The organism is Virgibacillus siamensis, assembly GCF_900162695.1.
Lineage (GTDB): Bacteria > Bacillota > Bacilli > Bacillales > Amphibacillaceae > Lentibacillus > Lentibacillus siamensis_A.
This window is the reverse complement of sequence record NZ_FUIH01000007.1, coordinates 1,942,741-1,963,274: the sequence shown is the minus strand read 5'-3', so window position 1 is coordinate 1,963,274 and position 20,534 is coordinate 1,942,741. Positions and strand designations below refer to the sequence as shown.

Sequence of the window (20,534 nt, the reverse complement as noted above, 5' to 3'; positions counted from 1 at the left end):
AAAAAAAGTACACAGTCCTGTCCAAATCTGTCGATGTCAAACAGATACTTGTTGCTTTGAATTTTTTCATTGTATAATAGGGATAATGGTTAAAAAAGAGTCGATGCTGAATAGATTGTTTGTATATAGAGAGATCTTGGAATTGATCAATCACCTTTCGGATCGGAAGGTGATATGAGGGGGAAATACCATGTCAGTGAATGAAGAGGAAACAAAATTAGTTGTTATAACAGGAATGTCAGGCGCCGGGAAAACGGTAGCTGTACAGAGCTTTGAAGATTTGGGGTATTACTGTGTGGATAATCTTCCCCCGGCCTTGCTCCCAAAGTTTCTTGAACTGATGAAGGATTCAACCAACAACATCCGTAAAGTTGCTCTGGTAATGGACCTGCGCGGACGGGAATTTTTTGATTCTCTTTTTGAAGCACTTGATATTTTGGGTGAAGAAGAATGGGTGCATGAACATATACTGTTTTTGGATGCAAAAGACGAATCACTTGTGACAAGATATAAAGAAACACGCCGTTCACACCCACTCGCAGTCGGCGGCCTTCCACTGGAAGGAATCCAGCAGGAACGGAAAATTCTTGATGAGTTAAGAGGCAGGGCACAACGGATTATTGATACAACCAATTTGAAACCGAGGGAATTGCGGGAAAAAATTTTGAAGGCATACACGGAAAAAAAACAGGAGATATTTTCGGTGAACCTTGTATCATTCGGTTTTAAATATGGAATTCCAATTGATGCGGACCTTGTATTTGATGTTCGCTTTCTGCCAAACCCGCATTATGTACCGCATATGCAGCCTTTGACCGGTTTAAATCCCGAAGTTTCCTCATATGTATTTAAATGGACGGATACAATTAAATTTAATGAAAAAGTACTGGATATGCTTCATTTTATGCTTCCCCAGTACAAAAAAGAAGGAAAGTCACAGCTGGTAGTCGCAATTGGCTGCACCGGAGGACAACATCGATCGGTAGCACTTGCGGAATATTTTGCGAAACAATTATCTGCAAATTACATTACCCATGTGACACATCGCGATATTGATAAGAGAAAGGGACATTCATGATGCAGAACAACAGGAAGCCAAGGGTTGTAGTGATTGGCGGCGGTACAGGAATGCCTGTACTCTTGAGAGGTTTAAAAAATTTGCCTGTACATCTTACTGCACTTGTTACAGTGGCAGATGACGGCGGCAGTACCGGCAGGCTTCGCGATGAAATGGCAATTCCAGCCCCCGGTGATATCCGAAACGTAATTGCTGCTCTATCTGATGCAGAACCGATGCTGCTTGAATTGTTCCAGCACCGGTTTGCAGTCGGTAATGGTTTGTCGGGTCACTCGATGGGGAATCTGCTGCTTGCCGCAATGACCTCTATAACCGGTGATTTTTACACTGGTATAAAGGAAATTTCCCGTGTTTTAAATGTGAAAGGAAAAATTTATCCAATCTCCAATGAGAATATGTCATTGCATGCCAAAATGTCTGATGGATCTATCGTTTCCGGTGAATCAAAAATTCCTCTGGCGAACAAACGGATTGAACGTGTCTTTTTAAGTCCGCAGCCGGTGCAGCCATTTCCGAATGCATTGAAAGCAATAGAAAAGGCGGACCTTGTTGTAATTGCTCCAGGAAGCCTATATACAAGTATTTTATCAAACTTGATTATACCGCAAGTGGATGAGGCGCTTCAGGAAACAAACGGAAAAGTTGTCTATGTGTGTAATGTTATGACACAAGCAGGGGAGACAACAGGCTATACGGCATCTGACCATGTTCAGGCAATATGCGATCACGTCGGTAATGACGCGGTCGATTCAATAATTGTCCATAATGAACCAATCAGTAAAAATGTGCGTGATGTGTATGCAGAAGAAAATGCCGAACCGGTGATTTATGATACAGATCGTTTGCTGGAAATGGGGTTGCAGATTATAGAGGGAGACATTATAAACCATTCCAGAACAACACTCAGACATGATACACATAAAATTGCCAAACTGCTTTATTCCATAATTGAATCCAAATGATTTTGCTGGAGGGGGTGACGAAATGTCGTTTGCATCGGAAATAAAGAAAGAACTGACGGGGATTGAAACAGATCAATGCTGTCAACACGCTGAACTTGCTGCACTTATTCGAATGAATGGTGCTATTTCCATGTCACAGCGTAAATATACATTGGACGCACAGACGGAGAACGCAGCGATTGCACGCCGCATTTATACACTGATCAAGTCACTGTATGATTTACCGGTCGAACTGCTTGTCCGAAAAAAAATGAAATTGAAGAAAAATAACGTGTACATCGTCCGGATAAAGGAAGATGTGGAAAAATTATTAACGGAATTGGATATTTTACACAAACCCCACTCATTTGTGCGAACTATCTCCGAAAAATATTTACAAAAAGACTGCTGCAAAAAATCATATTTGCGTGGAGCATTTCTTGCCGGAGGTTCCATCAACAATCCGGAAACTTCCTCCTATCATCTGGAAATTTTCAATGCATACGAGGAGCATAATAATGCATTATGCGATTTATTGAATGATTTTGATCTTCGTGCACGAAAACTGGAGCGGAAAAAAGGTTATATTACGTATTTGAAAGAAGCAGAAAAGATTACGGAGTTTTTAAGTATTATTGGTGCGCATAATGCATTATTCAAGTTTGAGGATGTCCGGATTGTGCGGGACATGCGAAACTCAGTAAACCGACTCGTGAATTGTGAGACGGCCAACCTGAACAAAACAATTGGTGCGGCGTTCAGGCAAATCGAGAATATTAAGCTGATTGAACGGACAGTCGGTCTTGATGCACTTCCGGAGAAACTTCAGGAAATTGCCGAACTGCGCGTTAAGCATCAGGATGTTTCCTTGAAAGAACTGGGCGAACTTGTCTCCACAGGGAAAATTTCGAAATCCGGTGTCAATCACCGTCTAAAAAAGATTGATGAATTTGCTGATAAAATTCAATTTGACACAAAACTTTTGAAAAATGAGTAGCATAAATGTTACTGGACAAAGCCGATTATGATATACTAGCGTTAATTTAATTATAATTCTTTTAATTGAAAGGCTACCGTCAAAGTCGGGCGGGGGCCGAATTTTTAATATTACTTGTAAACGATTTCAGTTGGAAAGGATGAGGAGATTGATTGAGAAATCGGTCACGGTTGAATTAGAAACCGGGTTACAGGCTCGGCCGGCGGCATTATTTGTACAGGAGGCAAACCGATTTGCTGCACATTTATTCCTTGAAAAGGATGGAAAACGGGTCAATGCCAAAAGTATAATGGGATTAATGAGCCTTGCGGTGACAACAGGGGAAACGATTACGCTTTTTGCGGAAGGATCGGATGAGAACGAAGCTTTGGACAGATTAACCCAATTTGTTAGGAACGATTAAAAATGTCTCTTAGATGAGGAGGCATTTTTAAATTGGTTCTGTTGTAGTAAATTAAATTACACAACACGAAAAAGGCTATCCCCATTGGAATAGCCTCACAATACAATTCATATTTACTTATTTCTTGTCTTTGTTGTTTGTTAAGATTTTGTCTATTAAGCCATAATCCACTGATTTTTCAGCTGTCATGAAGTTGTCCCGATCTGTATCTCGGTCGATTAATTCGATTGGCTGACCAGTGCGTTCAGCCAGAATCTGGTTGATTTTTTCACGCATTTGGATGATCCGTTTGGCATGAATTTCAATATCTGTTGCCTGACCTTGGGTACCGCCTAGTGGCTGGTGAATCATCACCTCACTGTTTGGCAGTGCATAGCGTTTTCCTTTTTCTCCGGCGGCAAGCAGGAATGCACCCATTGATGCTGCCATACCTGTGCAGATGGTTGATACATCCGGTTCAATGAATTGCATCGTATCATAAATTGCCATGCCGGCTGTAATGGATCCGCCCGGTGAGTTAATGTATAGGGAGATATCTTTGTCCGGGTCTTCCGCAGCGAGGAAAAGCAATTGCGCCACAATCGAATTGGAAACATTATCGTCGATGCCGCTTCCAAGCATAATAATTCGGTCTTTCAATAAACGTGAGTAAATATCATATGCGCGTTCTCCACGGTTTGTCTGTTCAATGACTGTAGGTATTAAATTCATGTGTAAAATCCTCCTTATTTCATCTCAAATTAATCCAGTTTTTATTGGATATTTTTATCATAACGAATAGGTCAAAAAAGGTCAAACAAAAACGTTCAACAAATCCTGCATAAAAATCACATTTTCCATCATTCCCTTTCCACCATAATATAAACCCTCCCAGTTAAACAAGTTTATACGTATTTGTCGGGCGTCCCTGCTTGCCATACTGTGAAATGATTTCTACTTCGCCCTTGTTTTCCAGGTAGTATAAATACCGGTGGACAGTCTGGTAGGCAATCGGCAATGCCTGTTGAATCTCGTTGATGGAGGATGGGGAATCTTGTTGCACGAGGTAATTTTTAATTGAATTCAGGGTAGCCTGCCGTATGCCTTTTTCCACAAAGACATTTTCCTTGCCGGCCATAAGTTTTGCGATCTTTAAATTAATACGGATCCGGGAAATAAGATCAGGTGCTTTGATTGGTTTCAGGGCAAAATCAGTTGCACCAGCCTGTAGAAATGCATCGGCAATTTCCTGACGTTCATCAACGGTCAATATGATAATAGGGGTTTTCTCACTGATACTGCGTAATTCTTTCGTTGTTTTTATTCCATCCCAATCCGGCATATGGTAGTCAAGTAACATAAGGTCAGGGTGCATTTTTTTGAAAAGTTCAATGCCTTGCTTTCCTGTACTGCCTTCTATCACATTCCAATCGGCGGAGCAGCATATTTCTTTCAGTGTAAAACGAATGTCTTCGTTATCATCAACTATTAATATAGTGGTGCTCATTGGCGTTTTCACCTTCTTTACTGATAGGTAGTCTGATATTTATTTGCGTCTGATTCCCGGGGATGCTTTTGAGATCAATTGTACCATGATGGTTTTCAACCACCCGTTTCACAAAGGAAAGACCTAATCCGGATGAGTTTCGTGTACTGAATCCTTCTTTCCAGATTTCTTTCAGGTGGGTGGCGTCTATACCGGGACCGTTATCCTGAATGCGAATTAAAATTCTCGTATCTATACTTTTGACAGTGACATGGATATATCCTTCTTTTCCATCAAAAGAAATGATGGCGTTTTCAAGAATGTTCGAAATAGCTCTGGAAAACCGTATTTTATTGACATAGATAAATGGGAGATTTTCATCTAAATCTATTTTCAAATTAATCCGCTGTTCATCCATACTAAGATGGCTTGTTACGTATTGGAGAAGTTCCTGAACGGATAATTCCTGTTTCATCTGATCATGCAGTATTTCAGAAATCATGTCTTTCATTTTCGTAATGGAACGGTCGATCCGGCTGACGTATGTTTTTAAAGAAGGATTATGTTTCGATTGCATTTTCATTTGAATCAGCGATACAAGGCCCTCAACTGTTACCAACGGGGTTTTCAGATCATGAACAAGCATATTGATCTCTTCATGAACTTTTGAATCAACAAGTGCTGAGCGGGTTTCGTGCAGTATTTCTTCCTGAACCTGATATTTCCGCAATGTATTAATTTGCTTATTAAACAGATGGATTAGTAACGTAACAATGATGGCAATGACTGAAAACACACTGAAAAAGATGGTTGCCAATGTATTGAAAAGGTTATTTCCCGTCAGGTAACTGTCCGCGATCTTAATGCCTGCAGCAAGGTCATTGGTGCCAATTCCAAATCGGGAAAGTGCCGGAATAAGCTGCATCCATTGTACGGAAAGCAGAACGAGAAATGATATGATGGAATAAATAAAATAAAAATATTTATGCCTGGGTATATATTGCAGCAGCAGTACAATGATGCCAGTTGTCAAAAAGTAACCAAGGTATGTGAAGTGCTCCGTGTATATTTGATTAAAAATCGACAGGGAGATTAGAACAATTCCGATGTAGGCGAATGACCAGGAAACGGTATTTAATTTGATCCGAAAGACTTGTACAATGAGCATCGATCCAAAATGAACAAGAAAAAACGTCATCATATATTTTGCAATATATAAAAAGGAAGTAATTAAAAGCAGTCCACTGTCATGCTGTATAATACTCTTATGGATATTTTTAGCGAGCCATATTGACCAATCATTCAGAAATACAGGAAGTATCAGGCCGTAAAAAATCAGCAGCAGCCCAATTGATAATAATAGTATCGATTTTTTTTTGCGGATCATGATTTGTCAGCCTTTCTATCGGAATATGGCATTGAACGGTACGGATAGGTCTTTCAACCCGTTAACCAGGGTAACAGGGACTTGAAGTTCCCTCAGATGGTCAATTTGCGCTGCTTTCTTCTTCGTATTTTTCATCCCTATGAAATAATCCGCATATGGGGCGGTTTCCTTAAATAATTTTATGGTTCGGCGATCATCACGGAAAAAGCCGGATATGTTTACAAGAATGATGGGCAGATGTGTGTATTCTGCTTCCTTTAGCAGTGTTCGTGTCCGAATTAGTTCCTCTTGAAATGTCCGGTTTGTTTGTTTCAATCCATTGGCACTGTAGCCGAGCAGGATAACAACACTATTGTAATCATATAAATCTGACCCCAATGCTCTGGGGCGGTAATCTGCCTCAAGGTTAAGCTTCTGGGCGATTTGCAGCAAAATGCTTCCCTCGGGGGCTTGTCCGGTGGATGTAATCAGTATTTTTTCCTTGCCAATTGGTGCTGGCAGATTTGGGTATGTATTAAAGTGTTCGGAATGTGTGTCATTGATCGAGATAAAGCAGAGGATCAAAGCACTGACAAAACAAACCGAAATGGGGACATATCGTTTCAAAATTTTGTCAACTCCCTTAAAATACCGGCATACAGGCAAAAAAAGATAAGGAAAATGCGGATGCATTTACCTTATCTTACTACACTTTTCCAATATTGTAATTATTCCTTTAATCGTGGGTCTAAAGCATCACGTAATCCGTCCCCGAATAAATTGAAGCCAAGAACAACCAAAAAGATGGCAATTCCGGGGAAGGCGACAACCCATGGTGCATTTTGCAATGCTGCACGCCCGTCACTCAACATCGCGCCCCACTCGGGTGTCGGCGGCTGTGCTCCAAGTCCAAGAAAACTTAATCCGGCTGCATCCAGAATTGCCGTACCAACACTAAGTGTGGCCTGAACGATAATTGGAGCAAGACAATTAGGCAATACATGCTGCATCAGTACCCGGCCGTTTTTGGCACCAATAGCTTTAGCGGCCTCAATATATTCTGTTTCTTTTACTGATAATACTGCCGATCGTACAATCCGGGCAAACTGTGGTATTCCGACAATCCCGACTGCAATCATGGCATTTTGCAGGCTCGGCCCCAGGACAGCAACGAGTGCTATAGCCAGTAAAATACTTGGAAACGCCATTAGAATATCGACAACACGCATGATAATCTGATCAATCCATTTTCCAAAATAACCAGCAATTCCTCCAAGAAGGACACCGATAATCATCGATATGGCTACGGTAAAAACACCAATTTGAATGGAAATACGCGTACCATATACAATTCTGCTGAAAATATCCCTTCCGAGTGCATCCGTTCCAAGAAAATGTTCTGCGGATGGAGGCTGATAGCGATTGGTAATGGATTCATAGCTTGTAGGGTTGTGTGTTGCGATTAATGGTGCAAATATAGCAGTAACAATTAAAAGAAGAATGATACACAACCCGATCAGTGATGTTTTACTTTTAATAAGCCGAAAAAATACATCTTTCCATAAGCTGCTTTTCTTTTTGTGGGCAAGTTCATCAGGAAGCGCTGTATCTGTATTTCCGGCCGGGTTCGGCTGCAATTCCATCAAATGCACATCCTTTCGTCAGGGTATCAATCATAACTGATCCTCGGATCAAAATATTTATACAGTAAATCTGTTATAAGGTTCACCAGTACGAAAATGGTTGCAATCACTAAAATAGTACTTTGCACAACGGTGAAATCTCGCCCAAGTACTGCCAGGTAGACGTATCGCCCGACACCGGGCCAGGAGAAAATCGTTTCGGTCAGAACGGCACCACCGAGCAGCAGTCCAAATTGCAGACCAATGACGGTCAAAACAGGAAGGAAGGCGTTCTTTAAGGCATGCTGAAAAATAATTAAATGTTTTCTCAGCCCTTTTGCATCCGCTGTTCGAATATAATCCTGCTTCATCACTTCCAGCATGCTTGATCTGGTCATCCGGGCAATGATCGCCATCGGTATGGTTCCAAGTGCAATGCCTGGCATAAGAAGATGGAAGAATGCATCTTTAAACGCTATCCAGTTGCCGGTTAATATACTGTCCAGCAGAAAAAAATTGGTAATGGTGTTCAGATCAATACCCGACGATAACCGTCCGGAAGGCGGCATAAGCTGCAATTCAACAGAGAAAAACAGAATCATCATCAGGCCAAGCCAGAAGATTGGCATCGAAACACCGAACAGCGCTCCGGTCATACTGAGGTTGTCAAACCAGGAATACTGTTTCACGGCTGCGATAACCCCTGCTGTAACCCCGATAACGACCGCTAAAATCATAGCAAATATAGTCAATTCAATCGTTGCAGGCAGCTTGTGCATTAACTGTACGGCAATATCTTCTTTGGACTGTACAGATTGTCCAAGGTCTCCTTGCAAAATATCACCTAAAAATCGGCCGTATTGCACGACATAGGGATCATTAAGACCTAACTCATGCCGGAGTGCCTCCAGTTGTGCTTCCGTTGCTTTATTGCCAAGCATACTTTTTGCCGGGTCACCCGGAATCAGATGAATCAGGGAGAAGGTAAGGATGGACACACCAAGCAGCACGGGGATAAGCATCAGTATTCGTTTTACAATATATTGAAGCATCAGTGTACCTCCCGTCTATTATGTAAAATTCAAGGAAGCCATTTCCCGGAGATTGTTGCGTGAATCCCCGGGAATGTTCCTGTTTTGTTTTTTATTCTTTAATATCCAGAAGGTTGAATGGTTCACTTCCGGTAGGATGTGGTGTATAGTTTACAACCTTCTTGCTTGCCGCGAGCGGTGGTGTTGTGTGTGCAATCGGGAACCATGGTGCATCTTCATGTATGATTTCTTGTGCTTTCATGTAATATTCAACCCGCTTTTCCTGATCCATTTCCGTTTGTGCTGCCTTTAGCAAGTCATGGACCTCATCACTTTTATAAAATGCAATATTACCCGCAGATCCTTTCTTGGCATTATCCTTATCAAGTAATACATAAAGGAAGTTGTCCGGGTCACCGTTATCACCGGTCCATCCCAAAAATGCCATGTCATGTTTTCCATCCTCGGTTACTGCTAAATGCGTATCCCAGTCATTTTCAATTATCTTTACGTTAATATTAACCTTCTTCAGCATTTGCTGAATGGCCTGTGCAGTCAGTTTTGGCTGCGGTAAATAGGGTCGCGGGTTTGCCATGATATACAAAGTTGTATCAAACCCGTCCGGATATCCAGCTTCAGCAAGCAGTGTTTTAGCTTTTTCCACATCGTATCCGTAATCTTCTATTTCATCATTGTAACCCCAGAGTGACGGCGGAATTGGGTTTTTGGCAGGCTTGCCAATACCTTCAAATAGTGTCATCAGTTCTTTTTTGTCAATAGCCCAGTTAATCGCTTGACGTACTTTTTTCTTTGACATTGGGCCATCTTTACTCATATTCATTGCCATATAGCTGATGTTCATCGATGGTCGGCGGATGATTTTCAGATTCTCATCATTTTCCGCTGTTTGAATATCCTGCGGGTTCAGCCCTGTCATCAGGTCAATTGATCCTGCCTGAAGCTCCAGAAAACGAGCGCCGTTATCCGGAATAGTGCGGAAAATGACTTTGTCTACGTTTGCGACTTTTCCAAAGTAATCCTTATTTTTCGTTAGGGTGATTTTGTCATCCGGAATCCACTCTTTAAAGACAAATGGACCGGTTCCGACAGGGTTCTTAAAGTAGTCTTCACCATATTTTTTGATGGCGTCCGGACTGGCAATACCAAATGGCGGCATTGCTAATGTCTGGAGAAATGGAGCATTAGGCTCTGACAAGGTGATTTTCACTTCATACTTGTCTGTAGCTTCAACTTTTTCAATAATTCCTCCAAGGTCATCCTTCGTAGCTCCAAACATGTAGCCATAGTAGATATATTCACCTGAAGATGCCCATCGTTCAAAGTTGAATACAACATCCTCCGCTGTGAAATCTGTTCCATCATGGAATTTAACACCTTCCCGAAGCTGGAAAGTCCAGACCAGTCCATCCTTACTGACTTCCCATTCGGTTGCCAGGGCAGGTTTAACTTCGGTTCCTTCCACTTTGTACCGGACTAGCGGGTCATAAATCTGATTAGTAACATAGATTGATTCACCATCCGTAACTTTTGACGGATCCAATTGGATGGAATCGGCTCCACGGCCAAAGACCAGTGTTTTTTTACCGTTGGAATCATCTGAAGATCCACTTTCACCGGAAGCACTTCCCCCGGAGCCGGTGCCTGCATCCTGTGTACATGCTGCCAGTACAAACATTACAGTAAAGAGCAAAGATAACAGAAACATGAACTTTCGATTTTTCAACATACATCCTCCTTCAGATCATTTTTAGATTTGGGCGGTGTTTTTCGCTACCACCTCCTTAGCAAAGTGACACGCTGCCATTTGTCCGTTTTCGGAAACTTTTTTCAGTTTTGGTTTCTGGGTGCGGCAGATTTCCTCGGCAAAAGGGCACCGTGTGTGAAACTTGCAGCCCTGGGGCGGGTTTGCAGGTGAAGGCAAATCACCGGATAATATAATCTGCTTTTTTTCATGGTGTGGATTTGCTTCGGGAACCGCTGAAAGTAATGCCTGTGTATATGGGTGTTTCGGATTTTGGTAGACTTCATTTACTTCGCCAATTTCGGCAAGCTCACCCAGATACATGACAGCAACACGGTCACTGATGTGGTGAACAACGCTCAGGTCATGGGCGATAAAAATATATGTGAGATCAAATTCATCCTGCAAATCTTCCATTAAATTAATTACCTGCGCCTGAATCGAAACATCCAACGCTGAGACAGGTTCATCGCAAATGACCAGTTCCGGTTCCAGTGCCAGAGATCGGGCAATTCCTATGCGCTGCCGCTGACCGCCGCTGAATTCATGCGGATACCGTTGTTTGTGATACGAACTGAGCCCGACAACATCAAGCAGCCGGTTCAATTTTTTTTGCTGTTCTACTTTGGAAATGCGAAATATTTTCATTGGTTCTGTGATTGTCTGTTCAATGGTTTTACGCGGATTCAACGATGCATATGGATCCTGAAAAATGATTTGCATGTCCCTTCGCAGCTTGCGGAGTTTTTCACCCTTGTAAGATGTTATGTTTTCACCCTTGTAATGAATTTCTCCTTCAGTTGGTTCCAGCAATTTCAGCATAACCCGTCCGGCAGTTGATTTCCCGCATCCGCTTTCTCCGACAAGCCCGAGCGTTTCACCGGCATTAATGGAAAAAGAAATGCCATCCACCGCTTTTAAAACGGGTTGTTCTTTTGACAAAGGGTTTTGTTTTTTAAGCGGAAAATGTTTTTTAATATTTTTTACTTCCAATAATGTGTTCATGTCGATACCGCCTTTTTCGAATCCTCATATAGTAAACAGCGAACGTAATGGTTATCCTCAACCTCCCGAAGTTCCGGGTCATCGGAAAGACAGCTTTCCATGGCATGTTTGCATCGGGGTGCAAAACTGCATCCTTTGGGCAGGGCACGCAAATCGGGAGGATGTCCTTCGATTGCTTCAAGTTTCGTTTTTTCAGCGGTGATTTTTGGTATTGAATTCATCAGGCCAAGTGTGTACGGGTGTTTTCCATAATCAAATAAATGTCCTGTCCCTGCATATTCGGCCGGTTTTCCTGAATACATGACCATGACACGATCGCACACTTCGGCAACAACGCCTAGATCATGGGTAATCATGACAACCGCCATATTCAGCTCTTTTTGCATCCGTTTGAACAGTTCAAGAATCTGTGCCTGGATAGTCACATCAAGCGCAGTTGTTGGTTCATCTGCAATTAATAGGGAGGGGTTGCATGACAAAGCCATCGCAATCATCACTCTTTGCCGCATACCGCCACTGAATTCATGCGGATAATTCCGCAACCTTTTTTTGGGATCTGGTATGCCAACAAGATCCAACAGTTCCAGTGCACGGCCTTTCGCTTGCCGTTTGGTCATTTTCTCATGTGCCAGGATGGTTTCAATCATCTGTTTTTCGACGGTAAAGACAGGATTTAAGGATGTCATTGGATCCTGAAAGACCATGGCGATTTCTTTTCCGCGGATTTTTCGCATTTCCTTAGCCGATTTGTTAAAAAGATTTTCACCCTTGAAGTTGATTTCACCATCGACAATTTTTCCCGGCGGAGAGGGGATAAGGCCAAGAATAGATAGTGCTGTAATGCTTTTTCCTGATCCGGATTCACCGACAATTCCCAGTGTTTCGCCGGGGTTGACAGTGAAATTGACACCATCAACAGCTTTAACAACACCAGATTTAGTAAAGAAATGTGTATGTAAATTTTTAACTTCAAGGAGTGGTTCATCCTTGTCCATTTGCATCCTCCTTTACGTACATTCATTTGTAATTGTTAGATGATTTGGAATTCATGTACAGTATACAAGGTTGATTCTTGGTTTTGGGGTTTTTCTCTTTTTTCTCAAAAATAATAAAATTGGAAAATAATATTTTGAAGAAGGTATTTTGAAAAAGGGCTTGTTTATCTGAAAATGTGGCGTTATAATAGCCTATGTGCGATTGAATTTGCGCCCATAGCTCAGCTGGATAGAGCACTGGTTTCCGGTACCAGGCGCCGGGGGTTCGAATCCCTCTGGGCGCGCTAAAAACAAAAAGGACCCGCCTAAGATTGACAGGCGGGTCCTTTTAAATGGAAAAAATGCGGTTGGTGCAAAGCGCCACCCGCATTTTCCCGAATTATGTTGAAGATATTGCGTTTGCGGCTTTCAGGTTGCCGCTTCGGCGTACGTAAAGGGCTGTTCCGGCGATGGCGAGTAGCAGGATCATCTGTGGCACAATTGTTTCTACTGTTGGATACAGGCCGATAAATTCAAAAAAAGGAATCTGTTGTATATAATGAATCGGCAATGAATTGGCTACCTGCAGTGCGTGAATGCTTACACCGACCATCTTGAATGCAAGGAAATAAATCAGCACTGTTGCTACAAGGAAAAATTTCCGAACAGGAATTTTTGCACTGTAACGGATAATGAAAAATCCAAGAATAAACAAAATAACCAGTGCTATTCCAATTCCCAGTATCAGTTGACTCAACTTAATGGAAGGGGCCATTCCGGCGTAAAATATGATTGTCTCGGCACCTTCACGGAAAATGGATAAAAAGCTCAACACAGCAATGGAAACAAGACTTCCCTTGGCTAACGCTTTACACATCGTTTGTTCAATGTACTGGTTCCAGTGATTGATATTCGTCTTCTTGTGCAGCCAGACCCCAACAGTCAGCATCATGAAAACAGCTGTCAAACCGATTATGCCTTCCAAATATTCACGGCTGGCTGCAGCTGTGACATTGGAGAAAAAAAGGTTAATACAGATGGCCATCATGGCACTGGCAATTAACCCTGCTGAAGCACCGCCCCAAATCCATCCTTTTTTTCGTTCATTGTTTGTTTTTTTCAGGAAGGCCAACAGCCCGGCAATAATCAATATAGCTTCCATACCTTCCCGGAATAAGATAAGCAGGGCATCGACAAAAGTATATTCGGTGTCCCCGGTAATTAATTGCAGTCGTTTTTCCAGATCCGTAATAATTCCTTCAGCCTTTTCCAGGTCCGCATTTTCCGATTTCAGGATACTGATTGTTTTTGGAACATTATTTTCAATTTCACTGTACAAAGCCGGGTCTGATGTGCGTACTTTACCTTCAACTGACGGCCAGATGACGAGCAGTTGCTTAAGATAATCAGCAGATTTTTCACTTTTTCCATCCGCCATTGCACCGGCAGAATCGTTTAACAATTGTACCGCATCAGTTAAAGAATGTTTCTGATCTCCGGTACCTGCCGCACGTTTTCCTTTTAAAAAGTCTTGAATGGCTGTTCGTAATTTAGTAATTCCTTCTTTCGCACCTTTTATATCTGGTGGTTCCTGGGATAAGGCTATTCGTAAAAAGCCCATTTGGGTTTCAATGGCACCATATGATGTAATGCTTTCGTTACGCACAATTACTTCTTTTTCTGTCCATGCTGTTACAAACTCATCGTACCCTTTCGCAGCTTTCGTCATTTCCCCGGATTTAACATGTTTTTCTATCGTATCAAGGTAGGGGAGCAGTTGTTTAATAGATTTATGCTGACCTTTGTCTCCGGCTGGTTTGGTTTTGTTTTTGAACGCATTCAGTGATTGGGAAAGTGCGGAAAGATGCGCTCTGATTTTTTTCGCACTCTTTTCTTTATTTTCCAGATTCGCGGTAATGATTTCGAGTTGTTTCGTTACATCATCTGCCGTAGCATGATTTTTTTTATTGGTATTTTTCCATAGATTACTGAAAGAGGTAATATTCTGATCAACGGCTTGCCAATTCATATCTTTTGCATTCATCATGGCATCACCGATTTGAATATATAAAGCATCAAGTTTTCCCGCAGCAACCACTTTGCTCTGATTGATGAAAATTCCACTAATTGCAACCAAAAAAACTATCATACTTATCAGCCATTTAGTTTTATTCCATTTCATTGGCACTCAACTCCTGATCGGAGGAAGAATCAGTAAAACAATGTTTCCCCGATAAATCCCCCGTTTTTTGTTCCCGGCAGACATGCAAAAACGGCACTGCCTTTATGAACGATATATTCATTCAATTTATCCTGTTGGGCTAACCGTTTTTGAATTGGAATGAATCCCTCGCTTGGCTTGCGCTGGTAGCACATGAACAGAAGCCCTGCATCGAACGTTCCGGTTTTCGGATCCATACCATCCGAATAGGAGTAGGAGCGGCGAAGAATTTGCTCCTTACCGTTTCCATGCGCCCGGCTGGCATGGGAATTTACCGGAATGACATTAGCGCCCAGCTCATCTTTTCGTTCCGGTTCAAGCGGTGCGAATTCTTTCTGTTTCCCAAGTGGTGCCCCCGTATCGCGGTGCCTGCCAAAGGTCTCCTCCTGGCCTTTAAGGGTGGTACGATCCCAAACTTCAATAAACATCTGAATTCTTCTGAAAACAAGATAAGATCCTCCGGCGAGCCAGTCAGGCCCATCACCGGGCTGGACCCATATTTCCTTGTTCATTTCCTCGTTATTGCCCGTATCGGGGTTTACCGTACCATCTTTAAATCCGAAAAGGTTTCGCGGTGTTCTGCCTTTCTCGCTGGCTTTCTTTGTTCGCTGGAAGCCTTCTTGCGCCCAGCGTACATTTGCTTTTCCACGGGCAATCCGGACAAGGTTCCGTACAGCATGGAATGCTACTTGTGAATCGTCACTGCACGCCTGTATACAAACATCCCCGCCAGACCATTTGTCTTCCAGACGGTCACGTGAAAAAACGGGGAGTTCCTTCAGTTCCTTTGGCTTTTTATGTGCAATGCCGAATCGGTCCTTGCCATCTTTGGTGAATAATGTAGGACCGACACCGAAAGTGATTGTTAAATTTGCTGCCGATAGCCCGATTGTTTCCCCTGTATCATCCGGCGGGAGAAATTCGTTCGTTGTTGGATCACCGACCAATTTTCCGGAAGCCATTGCATCACTTGCCTTCGTCCATTTCCGGAAAAGATCGGTTAGTTCCTTTTTGGTGTCAGCCGTAATGTTTAGCGCCATGACATATGTATTATTCTGCATCTTTGTGGCAATGCCTGCCTGGTGCTTTCCATAGAATGGAACTGTATCAGCCGCCAATGTTTCTGCTTGTTTTTCAGGGGTATCGGTTAATGACAGGATGCCGCCAAGTCCTGATGCACCAACGAAAACACCAACGCCGCCGATCCCCGCAGTTTTCAGCAGGCTGCGTCTGGAGTATTTCTTTTCGAAAAAGTCTCTGTTTTGCTGATTCTTTTCGTTGTTCATCATTATCCCTCCAGCACCACTCCAAGCTGTGAAAGTGGCTCTGCCAGTTTATTGATGGATTGGCTCAATTCCTTTACTTCATCTTTTTTTAGTTTTGTATAGGAAATATACCTACCGTCCTCTGTTTTGTACTGGTTTAATAAATCATTCAACCCATCGAAACGGTTCTTGATCTTGTCAGCCAGCTTAGGATGGTTTTCCTGCAACGCTGGTTTTAAAATTTCAAAAATCTTTTCCGCTCCTTGCACATTGGCAGCAAAATCATACAAATCGGTGTGCGAATAACGTTCTTCTTCGCCGGTAACTTTGGAAGTGGATACTTCATTCAATAAATCCACCGCACCGGTAATAAGCAGTTCAGGTGTTACGTCAACTGTTTCAACTTTTGCACGGAGCAGTTTAACGTCCTTTTTCAGTTGTTTTGCGTATTTTTCGTAACCTTTTGTCGTGTTTTCTTCCCACAAACCCTTTTCAATTCGGTGATATCCTTCCCATTCTTTTAGCGGCACATCACCTTTACGCGCATCTATTTTCGGGTCAAGACCGGCAAAAGCCTCGGCAATTGGCTCTGATCGTTCATAGTACATACGGGCTGGTGCGTAAAGCTTTTTAGCTTTTTTAATATTTCCATTGATAACAGCATCGGAAAAATCAACCGTTTTTTCTACAAATTTATCAATCTGGTTAATCGCAAATTTCCGGTACTTCTCAGATACATTTGCCAATTTGGGATTTTCGGATGATGCCTTTTCAAGAGAATTGCCATTCTGCTGTGCTGTATCGGCAGAAGTATCTTCATTTGATGGGGCACACCCGAATAAGAGAGAAGCAGAAAGTATAATAGCGGTGGAAACCCTGTATGTATTTCTCATCAAAACACTCCCTAATTAATATTGAAAATCATTCTCACTCAATAAGTATAAAGCAACTGAGAATGGTTATCAAGGAGAATTTTAGGTGTCTCGCACCACCCGGATTTTGTCGAATAATCTTCAGCGGGGGGGATAAAATGGTCAGCCTGGGTGGCGGCTGACCGTTAGGGGATTTCGGTTATTCTTTTGTTGGTTGTTTGTCAGGAAAAAGCAGGCTGAATAGAATTCCGAAAAATGCTGCGATGAAAAATGTGGAAAATCGTGATGTGATGATGGAATCGAGTGGTGTGCTGATCCACAATACGGTAAATATGAACCCGGAAATAATCGTTGCGATAACCCCTGTCCCCGAATACCGTTTCCAGAAAAAGGTCATCAGAATGGCAGGTGATAATGTACAGCCAACCCCTGCCCATGCCCAACTGACAATCAGATAAAGCAGCGAATCAGACGTCAGGGCGATGACCATTCCAACCAACCCGGAAACCAATATCGTAATTTTTGATACCCATAACAGCTGATTATCTGACAAATTCATACCAAGCGCTTTATGGATAATATCCTCACTGACTGAGCTAGTGACAACCATTAATTGGGAATTGGCTGTCGTAATAATTGCCGCCAGAATTCCGGAAAGTAAGATGCCGGCAATCCAAGGCGGCATTAGATCTAAAATCATGTGCGGCAGAATGGTTTCCACATCTGTGAATGAACCTTGATTATACATTGCGATTGCTGCAATCCCGATTAGGAATGCGCCTGTATAAGCCATAATAGTCCAAATGATAGCGACAGAGATTCCTTGTTTAGCCTCTTTTTCATTTTTTAACGCCATAAACCTGGCGCTAAGCTGCGGCTGTCCACCCAAATACCCGAAAAACCAGGAAAAATTGTTAAAGAACAGAATCCCAAGTGCAAACCCGGTTGTCCCGCCAAACCATGAATTGAATGAATCACCCGCAGTCGCAAGCGATTGAGTTATGGATAAGTCGTGGGTCCCGATATAAATCAGTGCAACGACGGGCAAAACACATAATGTGATTAGCATCATGATGCTTTGGATCATGTCCGTCCAGACAACCGAGATGAATCCGCCAAAAAAGGCAATTGCCAAAACAACAATAGTAGCCAAAACAATTCCGAGCGTTTTATCCATTTCAAATGAAGTGAAAAATAATTTTCCTGCACCTGCCAGTTGTGCTCCAACGTAAAACATAAAGAAACTTGCGATTAAAATACTTGACACCCAGCGGATGATATTTGCTTTAGCTCCGAAATTGACCGCCAAATAATCAGGAAGGGTCAAAACTTTGTGTTTGTCAGTTTCGTGCATAAACTTTTTGGCCAGGACAAGCCAGGAAAATATAATACCAAGCGCAATCCCGGCCGCCACCCAAATACCGGCCAGTCCGGTCGTAAATACAAACCCGGTAAATCCTAAGAGCAGCCATGCAGACTCCCCAGTGGCCCGTTCTGAAAAAGCCAGTGCCCAGCCAGGCAGTTTTTTGCCGCCAAGCAAAAAAACGGAATGGCTCATTTTGGTCCTGCTTGTTAAATAGCCGATTCCGATAATGACAATGAAGTAGAGCGCAAATTCAACAATGATGACATTGTTCACGGTTAGCCTCCTCCTGTTGATTTTGTTAAAATCTTCAATCGCAGAGATTAAGGAGAATAAAATTACACGCTTATCCACTCCTTCTAAATTTATATTAGGAAGCCCGGTGAAAAAGGTGTGGAATCATCAAAATGTCTCAGTTACAAAACCAATTACCGTTACGCAGCATAAATAAAATTTCTCACCAAACTTTTAGTACATGTATATAAATTTCGGCAGATAAACATGCATTCTTTCTAAAGCTCCAGTACAAAACAAAAGACGGCTCTACATTGCATGGTGAAAATAATGTGTGTACAGGATGAGTTTTTGTGGATTATATGGCAAAATAGGAGAATAGGGGGAGAGGGATACAATGAAGCAGAAATTGAATTTGGAGCAGACATTAAAACAGAAAATGAATCAGTCTCTTTTACAGTCGATTAATTTGCTTCAGTATACAGGATTGGAAATGATTGACTATATCAGTGAGCTTTCCAAGGAGAACCCTCTAATTGAAGAAGTAAATTACGATTATGAAATATATAATTATAAGACATCAAATACAGGTCAGGCTGCTGTCGGAGAAATCAATTCCAAAACATTGACGATGTATGAGCAGTTGAAAAGCCAGCTTTATACACTTTCCATTCCGGAACATTTGAAAGAGACGGTCGTATTCGGGATTGACTCGCTTGATGAGGATGGATATTTGGATATTGAGTTATCCCTATGGGCGGACAACTGTGAGACAACCATTGAAAATGTACAAAAGGCACTCACATATATTCAGTCACTGGAACCTGCCGGGATTGGGGCTAGAAACTTGAAGGAGTGCATCCTTTTACAACTTGACGATGCCGAAAGTGTTGCATTCAATTTGATTGATCAGCATATGGAACTGCTTGCTGCAGAAGATATACCGGAAATCTCCAAGCTGTTTGCCATATCTGAAAGCGAAGCAATGGAAGCGGTTGAGCAGATCAAATCCTGTCACCCAAAACCTGGGCAGCTGCTGGCTGATAGCAGACCGGATTACATCATTCCGGAAGCCGCCATTTATGAAGAAGATGGAACATGGAAAATTTCTTTCTTTAAATGGAACTCGCCTGTAATTGAAATCAATAAAGACTACTTGGATTTTAAAACAGACGAAAAAGAGGCTGCGGCATTTTTGAAAGAAAAATATAACCAGGTTAATTGGTTGAAAAAAGCGATAGCCTACAGGTCAAATACATTGGAAAAAGTTATCCATAAAATTGTTGAGAAACAACGACTATATTTTGAACACGGATCGTTTATGATGCAGCCGCTGACATTGAAAGAGATAGCGGCCGATTTGGATCTGCACATATCAACCGTAAGCCGTGCAATTGCCAATAAATATATACAGACAAGAAATGGTGTTTTTCCGCTTAAGTTTTTTCTGCAATCCGGTATCACGCAGCAGAATGGGAAAGAGACATCTTCATTTGTCATAAAACAACTGATCCATGAACTGATCCAGCATGAAAATAAACGAAAACCATTATCGGACCAAAAAATAAAAGAAAAATTGGAGAAGCAGTTTGATGTAGCTGTGGCGCGCAGAACAATTATGAAGTATCGTGAACAACTGGGAATACCGTCTTCCACAAAACGAAAATAAAAAGGAGTATACTGATGCATAAATTAATATTTTATACAAAGGAAAACTGTCCATTGTGTGATGATGCCAAAGTATTGCTGGATTTATTGCGGCCTGAATATCCCTTTGAAATGGAGGAAAGGGATATTTATACAAAGGATGATTGGCTGGAAAAATATCAGTTGATGATTCCAGTGGTGCAAATAAATGACATCATGCTTGATTGTGAGCAGATTACTTATGATTCATTGGAAACAGCTTTAAAAAAATCAAATTAATTGCATAAT

The 20,534-nt window shown here is 42.0% G+C and carries 19 protein-coding genes and 1 tRNA gene; 7 read left to right on the top strand and 13 right to left on the bottom strand.

The genetic code is table 11. The features are described from left to right. The first annotated feature begins 190 nt into the window (after window positions 1–190). From rapZ to B1K71_RS13690, 4 genes are all read left to right on the top strand, one after another. Window positions 191–1,078, top strand: coding sequence for an RNase adapter RapZ (gene rapZ, locus B1K71_RS13705; RefSeq protein ID WP_077328009.1), 888 nt, complete (start codon window positions 191–193; stop codon window positions 1,076–1,078). Continuing rightward, a complete protein-coding gene (locus tag B1K71_RS13700; protein WP_077330245.1) occupies window positions 1,078–2,040 on the top strand; it encodes a gluconeogenesis factor YvcK family protein in 963 nt (320 codons plus the stop codon). Before rapZ ends, B1K71_RS13700 begins: the two co-directional genes overlap by 1 nt. Window positions 2,041–2,062: 22 nt before the next feature. After that, a complete protein-coding gene (gene whiA, locus B1K71_RS13695; protein WP_077328007.1) occupies window positions 2,063–3,016 on the top strand; it encodes a DNA-binding protein WhiA in 954 nt (317 codons plus the stop codon). A 148-nt stretch (window positions 3,017–3,164) separates the two neighbouring features. Next, the gene (locus B1K71_RS13690; RefSeq protein ID WP_077328005.1) at window positions 3,165–3,419 is read left to right on the top strand and encodes an HPr family phosphocarrier protein; all 255 of its coding nucleotides are present in this window, start codon (window positions 3,165–3,167) and stop codon (window positions 3,417–3,419) included. Window positions 3,420–3,536: 117 nt separating this feature from the next. Here the strand turns inward: B1K71_RS13690 and clpP are convergent, their stop codons facing one another. The 9 genes from clpP to B1K71_RS13645 all read right to left on the bottom strand — a co-directional run bounded on the left by clpP (window position 3,537) and on the right by B1K71_RS13645 (window position 12,665). After that, on the bottom strand, window positions 3,537–4,130 hold the full coding sequence (gene clpP, locus B1K71_RS13685) for an ATP-dependent Clp endopeptidase proteolytic subunit ClpP (RefSeq protein ID WP_077328002.1): 594 nt from the start codon (window positions 4,128–4,130) through the stop codon (window positions 3,537–3,539). A 163-nt stretch (window positions 4,131–4,293) separates the two neighbouring features. Then, window positions 4,294–4,905, bottom strand: a complete 612-nt coding sequence (locus B1K71_RS13680) for a response regulator (RefSeq protein WP_077328000.1) — start codon at window positions 4,903–4,905, stop codon at window positions 4,294–4,296. Next, window positions 4,880–6,271, bottom strand: coding sequence for a sensor histidine kinase (locus B1K71_RS13675; RefSeq protein WP_077327998.1), 1,392 nt, complete (start codon window positions 6,269–6,271; stop codon window positions 4,880–4,882). The genes B1K71_RS13680 and B1K71_RS13675 overlap by 26 nt, the downstream gene beginning before the upstream one ends. Window positions 6,272–6,286: 15 nt before the next feature. After that, window positions 6,287–6,877 (bottom strand): DUF6305 family protein, encoded by a 591-nt coding sequence (locus B1K71_RS13670; protein ID WP_077327996.1) that lies wholly within the window; start codon window positions 6,875–6,877, stop codon window positions 6,287–6,289. A gap of 101 nt (window positions 6,878–6,978) precedes the next feature. Further along, window positions 6,979–7,896: a nickel transporter permease gene (gene nikC, locus B1K71_RS13665; protein WP_428848862.1), complete on the bottom strand. Its 918-nt coding sequence runs from the start codon at window positions 7,894–7,896 to the stop codon at window positions 6,979–6,981. 23 nt (window positions 7,897–7,919) lie between these two features. Beyond that, window positions 7,920–8,924, bottom strand: coding sequence for an ABC transporter permease (locus B1K71_RS13660; RefSeq protein ID WP_077327992.1), 1,005 nt, complete (start codon window positions 8,922–8,924; stop codon window positions 7,920–7,922). A 91-nt stretch (window positions 8,925–9,015) separates the two neighbouring features. Next, the gene (locus tag B1K71_RS13655; RefSeq protein WP_077327990.1) at window positions 9,016–10,650 is read right to left on the bottom strand and encodes an ABC transporter substrate-binding protein; all 1,635 of its coding nucleotides are present in this window, start codon (window positions 10,648–10,650) and stop codon (window positions 9,016–9,018) included. Window positions 10,651–10,671: 21 nt separating this feature from the next. Continuing rightward, window positions 10,672–11,670 carry an ABC transporter ATP-binding protein gene (locus B1K71_RS13650; RefSeq protein WP_077327988.1) on the bottom strand — a complete coding sequence of 333 codons (999 nt, stop codon included), beginning with the start codon at window positions 11,668–11,670 and terminating at the stop codon, window positions 10,672–10,674. Beyond that, entirely contained in the window at window positions 11,667–12,665 is a 999-nt protein-coding gene (locus B1K71_RS13645) for an ABC transporter ATP-binding protein (RefSeq protein WP_139343335.1), read from the bottom strand. The genes B1K71_RS13650 and B1K71_RS13645 overlap by 4 nt, the downstream gene beginning before the upstream one ends. Window positions 12,666–12,875: 210 nt before the next feature. Here B1K71_RS13645 and B1K71_RS13640 point away from each other — a divergent pair. Further along, window positions 12,876–12,949 (top strand) — tRNA-Arg (locus tag B1K71_RS13640). Window positions 12,950–13,044: 95 nt separating this feature from the next. On the opposite strand, the gene B1K71_RS13635 is transcribed toward B1K71_RS13640, so the two are convergent. From B1K71_RS13635 to B1K71_RS13620, 4 genes are all read right to left on the bottom strand, one after another. After that, entirely contained in the window at window positions 13,045–14,826 is a 1,782-nt protein-coding gene (locus tag B1K71_RS13635; RefSeq protein ID WP_245799275.1) for an FTR1 family iron permease, read from the bottom strand. A gap of 29 nt (window positions 14,827–14,855) precedes the next feature. Further along, the gene (gene efeB / locus B1K71_RS13630; protein ID WP_342742141.1) at window positions 14,856–16,151 is read right to left on the bottom strand and encodes an iron uptake transporter deferrochelatase/peroxidase subunit; all 1,296 of its coding nucleotides are present in this window, start codon (window positions 16,149–16,151) and stop codon (window positions 14,856–14,858) included. A 2-nt stretch (window positions 16,152–16,153) separates the two neighbouring features. Beyond that, window positions 16,154–17,023, bottom strand: a complete 870-nt coding sequence (gene efeO / locus B1K71_RS13625; RefSeq protein ID WP_175631912.1) for an iron uptake system protein EfeO — start codon at window positions 17,021–17,023, stop codon at window positions 16,154–16,156. A gap of 178 nt (window positions 17,024–17,201) precedes the next feature. After that, window positions 17,202–18,641, bottom strand: a complete 1,440-nt coding sequence (locus B1K71_RS13620; RefSeq protein WP_077327979.1) for a sodium/proline symporter — start codon at window positions 18,639–18,641, stop codon at window positions 17,202–17,204. Between the two features lie 355 nt (window positions 18,642–18,996). On the opposite strand from B1K71_RS13620, the gene rpoN reads away from it, so the two are divergent. Both rpoN and B1K71_RS13610 read left to right on the top strand, forming a co-directional pair. Further along, window positions 18,997–20,268 carry an RNA polymerase factor sigma-54 gene (gene rpoN / locus B1K71_RS13615; protein WP_077327977.1) on the top strand — a complete coding sequence of 424 codons (1,272 nt, stop codon included), beginning with the start codon at window positions 18,997–18,999 and terminating at the stop codon, window positions 20,266–20,268. Between the two features lie 14 nt (window positions 20,269–20,282). Further along, the gene (locus tag B1K71_RS13610) at window positions 20,283–20,525 is read left to right on the top strand and encodes a glutaredoxin family protein (RefSeq protein WP_077327975.1); all 243 of its coding nucleotides are present in this window, start codon (window positions 20,283–20,285) and stop codon (window positions 20,523–20,525) included. Window positions 20,526–20,534 lie beyond the last annotated feature (9 nt).

What these genes read in the sequence shown, in the direction of transcription:
- rapZ (WP_077328009.1), top strand. Translation starts at nt 191, where the DNA reads ATGTCAGTGAATGAAGAGGAAACAAAATTAGTTGTTATAACAGGAATG.
- B1K71_RS13700 (WP_077330245.1), top strand. Translation starts at nt 1,078, where the DNA reads ATGCAGAACAACAGGAAGCCAAGGGTTGTAGTGATTGGCGGCGGTACA.
- whiA (WP_077328007.1), top strand. Translation starts at nt 2,063, where the DNA reads ATGTCGTTTGCATCGGAAATAAAGAAAGAACTGACGGGGATTGAAACA.
- clpP (WP_077328002.1), bottom strand. Translation starts at nt 4,130, where the DNA reads ATGAATTTAATACCTACAGTCATTGAACAGACAAACCGTGGAGAACGC.
- B1K71_RS13680 (WP_077328000.1), bottom strand. Translation starts at nt 4,905, where the DNA reads ATGAGCACCACTATATTAATAGTTGATGATAACGAAGACATTCGTTTT.
- B1K71_RS13675 (WP_077327998.1), bottom strand. Translation starts at nt 6,271, where the DNA reads ATGATCCGCAAAAAAAAATCGATACTATTATTATCAATTGGGCTGCTG.
- B1K71_RS13660 (WP_077327992.1), bottom strand. Translation starts at nt 8,924, where the DNA reads ATGCTTCAATATATTGTAAAACGAATACTGATGCTTATCCCCGTGCTG.
- B1K71_RS13655 (WP_077327990.1), bottom strand. Translation starts at nt 10,650, where the DNA reads ATGTTGAAAAATCGAAAGTTCATGTTTCTGTTATCTTTGCTCTTTACT.
- B1K71_RS13650 (WP_077327988.1), bottom strand. Translation starts at nt 11,670, where the DNA reads ATGAACACATTATTGGAAGTAAAAAATATTAAAAAACATTTTCCGCTT.
- B1K71_RS13645 (WP_139343335.1), bottom strand. Translation starts at nt 12,665, where the DNA reads ATGGACAAGGATGAACCACTCCTTGAAGTTAAAAATTTACATACACAT.
- B1K71_RS13635 (WP_245799275.1), bottom strand. Translation starts at nt 14,826, where the DNA reads ATGAAATGGAATAAAACTAAATGGCTGATAAGTATGATAGTTTTTTTG.
- efeB (WP_342742141.1), bottom strand. Translation starts at nt 16,151, where the DNA reads ATGAACAACGAAAAGAATCAGCAAAACAGAGACTTTTTCGAAAAGAAA.
- efeO (WP_175631912.1), bottom strand. Translation starts at nt 17,023, where the DNA reads ATGAGAAATACATACAGGGTTTCCACCGCTATTATACTTTCTGCTTCT.
- rpoN (WP_077327977.1), top strand. Translation starts at nt 18,997, where the DNA reads ATGAAGCAGAAATTGAATTTGGAGCAGACATTAAAACAGAAAATGAAT.
- B1K71_RS13610 (WP_077327975.1), top strand. Translation starts at nt 20,283, where the DNA reads ATGCATAAATTAATATTTTATACAAAGGAAAACTGTCCATTGTGTGAT.